This is a genomic window from Phenylobacterium sp. (genome assembly GCF_044371015.1).
Taxonomy (GTDB): domain Bacteria; phylum Pseudomonadota; class Alphaproteobacteria; order Caulobacterales; family Caulobacteraceae; genus Phenylobacterium.
In genome coordinates, this window is record NZ_JBILUK010000199.1 from 1 (window position 1) to 6,015 (window position 6,015).

General features: G+C 67.4%; 7 protein-coding genes. 3 read left to right on the forward strand and 4 right to left on the reverse strand.

The annotated features are described in order from the left end of the window. A partial coding sequence (locus ACIQ3R_RS14110; protein WP_397419497.1) for a sulfatase-like hydrolase/transferase occupies positions 1-1,197 on the forward strand: 1,197 nt, incomplete at its 5' end. Positions 1,198-1,279: 82 nt separating this feature from the next. Here the strand turns inward: ACIQ3R_RS14110 and leuC are convergent. After that, the gene (gene leuC / locus ACIQ3R_RS14115; protein WP_397419503.1) at positions 1,280-2,695 is read right to left on the reverse strand and encodes a 3-isopropylmalate dehydratase large subunit; all 1,416 of its coding nucleotides are present in this window, start codon (positions 2,693-2,695) and stop codon (positions 1,280-1,282) included. A gap of 86 nt (positions 2,696-2,781) precedes the next feature. On the opposite strand from leuC, the gene ACIQ3R_RS14120 reads away from it, so the two are divergent. Next, positions 2,782-3,681, forward strand: a complete 900-nt coding sequence (locus ACIQ3R_RS14120; RefSeq protein WP_397419498.1) for a LysR family transcriptional regulator — start codon at positions 2,782-2,784, stop codon at positions 3,679-3,681. Next, on the forward strand, positions 3,674-4,081 hold the full coding sequence (locus ACIQ3R_RS14125) for a GFA family protein (protein ID WP_397419499.1): 408 nt from the start codon (positions 3,674-3,676) through the stop codon (positions 4,079-4,081). Before ACIQ3R_RS14120 ends, ACIQ3R_RS14125 begins: the two co-directional genes overlap by 8 nt. A gap of 60 nt (positions 4,082-4,141) precedes the next feature. Here ACIQ3R_RS14125 and rplS read toward each other — a convergent pair whose 3' ends face one another. The 3 genes from rplS to ACIQ3R_RS14140 form a co-directional block, all read right to left on the reverse strand. After that, complete coding sequence (rplS, locus tag ACIQ3R_RS14130; RefSeq protein WP_397419500.1) at positions 4,142-4,549, reverse strand: 50S ribosomal protein L19; 408 nt, start codon at positions 4,547-4,549, stop codon at positions 4,142-4,144. Between the two features lie 12 nt (positions 4,550-4,561). Further along, a complete protein-coding gene (gene trmD, locus ACIQ3R_RS14135; protein WP_397419501.1) occupies positions 4,562-5,281 on the reverse strand; it encodes a tRNA (guanosine(37)-N1)-methyltransferase TrmD in 720 nt (239 codons plus the stop codon). A gap of 18 nt (positions 5,282-5,299) precedes the next feature. Beyond that, positions 5,300-6,015 (reverse strand): hypothetical protein (locus tag ACIQ3R_RS14140; protein WP_397419502.1); only part of this gene is annotated, 716 nt, incomplete at its 5' end.

The following is a 6,015-nucleotide window of genomic DNA, read 5'->3' on the forward strand; positions in this document are numbered from 1 at the left end:
TATGGCGACCTCGGCGTACAGGGCTCGAAGCTGATCGCCACACCTCATCTCGACCAGCTCGCCCGCGAGGGCGTCCGGATGACCGACTTCTATGCCTCGGCCAATATCTGCACGCCGTCCCGGGCGGGTCTGCAGACCGGCCGCTATCCGATCCGCACCGGCTTAGCTTGGCAGGTGATCCAGCCCAACGACAGGAACGGCCTGCCGCACTCCGAGGTGACCCTGGCCGAGGCCTTGAAGCCCGACTATGCGACCGCGCTGATCGGCAAATGGCACCTAGGCCATGTGGCGCCCTTCTGGCCGCCGACCGGGCATGGCTATGACCTGTTCTTCGGCCTGCCCTACAGCCACGACATGAAGCCCTTGGCGCTATACTCCAGCGCGCCGGGCGTGGAGTTGACGCGGGAGGACGTCGACTTCCCGCAGCTGACCCAGAGGTTTTTCGACCGGGGCCTACGGTTCATCGAGGACAATCGCGCCCGACCGTTCATGCTGATGCTGACCTTGACCGCGCCGCACCTGGGGCTGTTCCCGCACCCCGATCACGCCGGGCGCTCCAAGGCGGCGGCCTATGGCGATGTGGTCGAGGAGATCGACACCCAGGTGGGCCGCCTGACGGCGCGGCTGCGCGCCCTGGGGCTTGAACGCGACACCATCGTCATCGTCACCTCGGACAACGGTCCCTGGTTCGAAGGCTCCAGCGGGCCGCTCAGGGACCGCAAGGGCGGGGCCGGCTGGGACGGCGGCTATCGCGTGCCGTTCATCGCCTGGGGGCCGGGCCGCCTGCTGGCCAACCGGGTGAGCCCGGCGATCGCCATGAACATCGATGTGCTGCCGACAATTCTGGCCATGGCCGGCCGGCCCCTGCCCGACACGGTGGTGGACGGGCGCGACCTGACTCCGGTGCTCACCCAGGGCGCGAGAAGCCCGCACGACGAACTGATCCTGTTCGACAACGAGAAGGTGGCCGCGGTCCGCACCGACCGCTGGAAGTACGTGATCCGCTCCTACTACCGCCAGCTCGACGTACCTTTGGCCGTGATCGACAGTGAGGTGTTGTTCGACGTCCGCGCGGACCCGGTGGAAGCGTACAATCTGGCGAGCCTGCATCCCGCGGTGGTCGCCGATATGAAGGCGCGCATCGCGCGCGCCAAAGCGACCTTTGAGCCGCTCGCGACACGCAAGCCGGTCGGTTGAGGGGCGGGCGGCCGTCTGACAACATGTCTGGGTCGCGATAGAAAGCGAGCGCGAGTGGGCCGACCCACCTTAGCCAAATCGATCAGGCCGGCGGGAAACCCCGCACGTCCACGATCCGGCCAGCCACCGCCGCCGCCGCCGCCATGGCGGGACTCATCAGGTGAGTGCGTCCTCCACGGCCCTGGCGGCCCTCGAAATTTCGGTTGGAGGTCGAGGCGCAACGTTCGCCGGGCTGGAGCTTGTCGGGGTTCATGGCCAGGCACATGGAGCAGCCGGGCTCCCGCCATTCAAAGCCAGCGGCCAGAAACACCTGATCCAGACCTTCCGATTCAGCCTGTTCGCGCACGAGGCCCGAGCCCGGAACCACCATCGCGCGGACGCCGTCGGCCACTTTGCGACCCTTCGCGACGGCCGCGGCCGCGCGCAGATCTTCAATGCGGCTGTTGGTGCAGGAGCCAATGAACACCACGTCGACCCTGGCTTCGGTGATGGGCTGGCCTGCGGAAAGGCCCATATAATCCAGCGCTCGGGCCGCCGAGGCGCGCTTGTCGGGCGTAGAGAAGCTCTCTGGATCAGGCACGACGCCGGTCACCGGGATCACGTCTTCCGGGCTGGTGCCCCAGGTGACGGTCGGCGCGATCGCCGCCGCGTCGAGCACGATCTCGCGATCGAAGACCGCGTCGTCATCACTGAAAAAGGTCTTCCAATAGCTGAGCGCCATCTCCCATGCCCCGCCCTTGGGCGCCGAGGGGCGGCCCTCGAGGTAGGCGAAGGTGGTCTCGTCCGGCGCTACCAGCCCCGCACGGGCGCCGCCCTCGATTGTGAGATTGCAGAGCGTCATCCGTCCTTCCATGGAAAGCGCCCTGATCGCAGAACCCGCATACTCGATCACGTGGCCGGTTCCGCCGGCGGTCCCGATCTCACCGATCACGGCCAGGGCATAGTCCTTGGCCCCGACACCCGGGCCAGGCGCGCCCTCGATTCGGACGCGGAAGTTCCTGGCCTTCTTGGCGCGCAGGGTCTGGGTGGCGAGCACGTGCTCGACCTCCGAGGTGCCGATGCCGTGCGCAAGCGCGCCAAACGCACCATGGGTGGACGTGTGAGAGTCTCCGCAGACGATGGTCATGCCCGGCTGGGTGCGACCCTGCTCGGGTCCGACCACATGGACGATGCCGTTGCGGATGTCGCCCATGGGAAAGAACTCGATGCCATGCTCGGCGACGTTCTTCGACAACGTCTGCAGTTGCAGCCGCGCCTCCTCGTCCGCGACGGCGTCAACGCCCAGGCCCTGGCCTTCGGTCGGAACATTGTGGTCAGCCACCGCCAGGGTGCGGTCCGCGCGGCGAACGCCCCGACGGCTGGCCTTAAGGCCCGCAAACGCCTGCGGCGTGGTGACCTCGTGGATCAGATGCAGGTCGATATAGAGGATCGCCTCGCCGTCCTGTTCAGCGACCACGTGGGCGTCCCAGATTTTGTCGTAGAGCGTCTTGCCAGCCATGGCGCGCATGTAGGTCGTCGAGCGGCCCCGCGTCCAGAGGTCGGACCGGTTGCTTGCGCCCTCCGGCCGCTGTTATGCCTTGATGTATGGCCGTCTCGCCCGACTGGGATCTGCTTCAGAGCCTGCACGCCGTGCTGCAGGCCGGCAGCTTTTCGGCCGCCGCCAAGCTGCGCCGCCTGACCCAACCCACGCTGGGGCGCCATATCGACCAACTGGAACGCCAACTGGGCTCCCCGCTGTTCCTGCGCAGCCCCAGGGGCCTGCAACCCACAGACTTGGCGCTGTCGTTTCGGCCACATCTGGCCGACATGGCGGCCGCCGCGGCCGCGGCCGCCCGGGATGCGTCCGATGCGGCCAGCGGCGAAACCGGGGTCGTCCGCATCACCGTCAGCGACAACATCGGCGTGGAGGTCCTCCCGCCGATGCTGGCCCGGTTCCGCGAGGCTCATCCGGGCGTGGCGGTGGAGTTGGTGCTCTCAAACAGAACCGAGGACCTCTCCCGCCGCGACGCCGATATCGCCGTCCGGATGGCCCGGCCCACCCAGAACAGTCTGGTCGCCAAGAAGGTCGGCGTTCTTGAGTTGGGGTTTCACGCCACGCCGGAGTACCTGGAACGAAGCGGGCCGGTCTTGACCCTGGCGGATCTCGCCAACCACGCCCTCGTCGGCCGAGACCGCGACCAACCCGATCTGGACAGTGTGCCCGGCCTCGCGGCCAGCGGCGTCGTCTATGGCCGAGAGCTGTTTTCCCTACGCACCGACAACGACATCGCCCAACTCGCCGCCATCCGCGCCGGCTATGGGATCGGCGTGTGCCAAGTGCAGATCGGGCGACGCTATGGCTTTCAGCGCGTGCTGCCCGACGACTTCAAGATGGTGCTGGAGATGTGGGTCTGCATGCCCGAGACCCTGCGCACCTCGGCGCGCATGCGCCTGATGTTCGATCACCTGGCGAAGGAACTCGGAGCCTACGCAGCGGATGTCTGAGTCGGCGTTGGAGGGAGGCTGCCTCTGCGGCCAGGTTCGCTGGCGGGCGACAGCGGCCCCGGCCAATGTAAGGGTCTGCCATTGCCGACTCTGTCAGCGCGCAACCGGCGGCGCCTTTTTCGCCCGCGCGATATTCCGGCTCGAGGACTTTGAGAGATCCGGAGAAACGACCTCGTGGTCGACCTCGCCCCGGATCGATCGGCACGCCTGCGGCCGCTGCGGAACGCCGATGTTCGCCGCACCCCGGGACCTGCCGGCCCGGATCGGGGTGTCGATTGCGACGTGCGATGATCCCGGGGCGCTTCGCCCCGACTGCCACATCTGGGTGAGCGCAAAGGCGCAATGGTTGGTGATCGCCGACGGCCTGCCTCAATTCGAGGCGAGTTGGTCGATGGACTAAAGGCAAAGCGTCGGCGGAATTGCTTCCGCCGCCACGTTAGCCTCGCCAAGATCCGGGGCTTTAGCCCTCCGTCGAGTCCGGCGCGGCCTCGACGGCCTTGGCGCTCATCTGGCGCTCGGCGATGCGAGCCGACTTACCGCGGCGATCGCGCAGGTAATAGAGCTTGGCCCGACGTACGACGCCGCGGCGCTTGACTTCGATGCTCTCGATCATCGGCGAGAGCATCGGGAACACCCGCTCCACGCCTTCACCGAAGGAAATCTTTCGGACGGTGAAGCTCTCGTCGATGCCTTGGCCCGCGCGGGCGATGCAGACGCCCTCATAGGCCTGGACGCGCTCGCGCTCGCCTTCCTTGATCTTGACGTTCACGCGCACCGTATCGCCGGGGCGGAATTCGGGAACCTTGCGCGCCGCCAGCAGGCGATCGGCTTCTTCCTTACGCAGGGTCTCAATGATGTTCGCGGCCATGGTCATCTGTCCTTACTGGGCTTTATCGCCCTTTGCCTGTTGATTGGCGGTCGCCTTGGCCCAGAGATCGGGCCGCATCTTCCGCGTAGTCTCTTCGCGCATCGCCTGCCGCCAAGCCCGGACCTGGGCGTGATGGCCGCTCAGCAACACCTCGGGGATGTCGAGCCCTTCGAACGTCCGCGGCCTCGTAAACTGCGGATGCTCGAGGAGACCGTCCTCGAAGCTTTCTTCCGTGAGGCTGGCCGCCTGCCCCAGAACGCCCGGGACCAGTCGAACACAGGCCTCGATCACCACCATCGCCGCCGCCTCGCCACCGGCGAGGACCGCGTCTCCGACGCTGACCTCTTCGAACCCGCGCGCGTCGAGCACCCGCTGGTCCACCCCCTCGAACCGTCCGGCCAGGACGATCAGTCCCGGCCCTTGGGCCCACTCCAAAACGCACGCCTGGGTCAGGGGCCGCCCCCGTGCGCTCATGTACAAAAGCGGACGTTCGCGCCGCTCCACGCTGTCGAGCGCAGAGGCGATCACGTCGGCCCGCATAACCTGTCCTGGGCCGCCACCCGCAGGGGTGTCGTCAAGGAAGCCGCGCTTATCTTTGGAAAAGTCGCGAATGTCCACCGTTTCGAGCGACCATAGACCGGCCTCGCGCCAGGCTGTGCCGATCAGCGAAACGCCAAGCGGCCCGGGAAACGCGTCCGGGAACATGGTCAGTACGGTGCACTCGAAGGCCATGGGCGGTCTTGGCCTGCTTCAGCGCCGGAACGTCAAGTCCGCGATGGTGGGGGCGTAGTGATAGAAGCGATCCGCCAGGGGCTTTCCCCGGTCCAGGCACTTCAGGCCCGCCGCCGGCGTGCAGGCGCTTTCGTTGTAGCGCACACCGCTGGTCAGGGGCGCGCCCGCCCAGGCGAAGTCCACCATGCTTGGCCGGTCAGCGCGATAGCGGAACCTGACATCCCCGCGTCGACCCTCGACACGGCCTTCGCGATCGGCGACCAGCCGCCCGGCCTTGGCGTCGGCGATGATCGCTTCATAAGCGGGCCGGTGGCGCTCGAAGTTGAGCCGCGCACCGAGATCGCTCAACGGCGCAAGGGCCGGACCGAGGCCTCCCAGGAAGAACAGCATTGCTGACGGCGCGATCCAGCCAGTGACCGGATCGCGCATCATGGCCCAAAGGGCGGCGGCCAGCAGCGCCGGGCCCGCGAGCAACAGAAGCGCGGCCGCCGCCAGCGCGACCGGCACAGGCACGGTCTCCAGGATCGTCCAGACACCGATGATCGCACCTACGACCAAAAGCATCCAGGCGGCCAGCGTCGCCGCCAGCCAGGTGCGCCAGATCGGCTGTAGGAGGTCGCCCTCGCCCATCGGCGCAACATGATCCAGGCTGGCGGGCGGGCGCAACCCACGCTTGCCGCCCAGGCGGCTGAAGCGTAATCGCCGCGACATGTCCGACACACCCGAGACCGCCG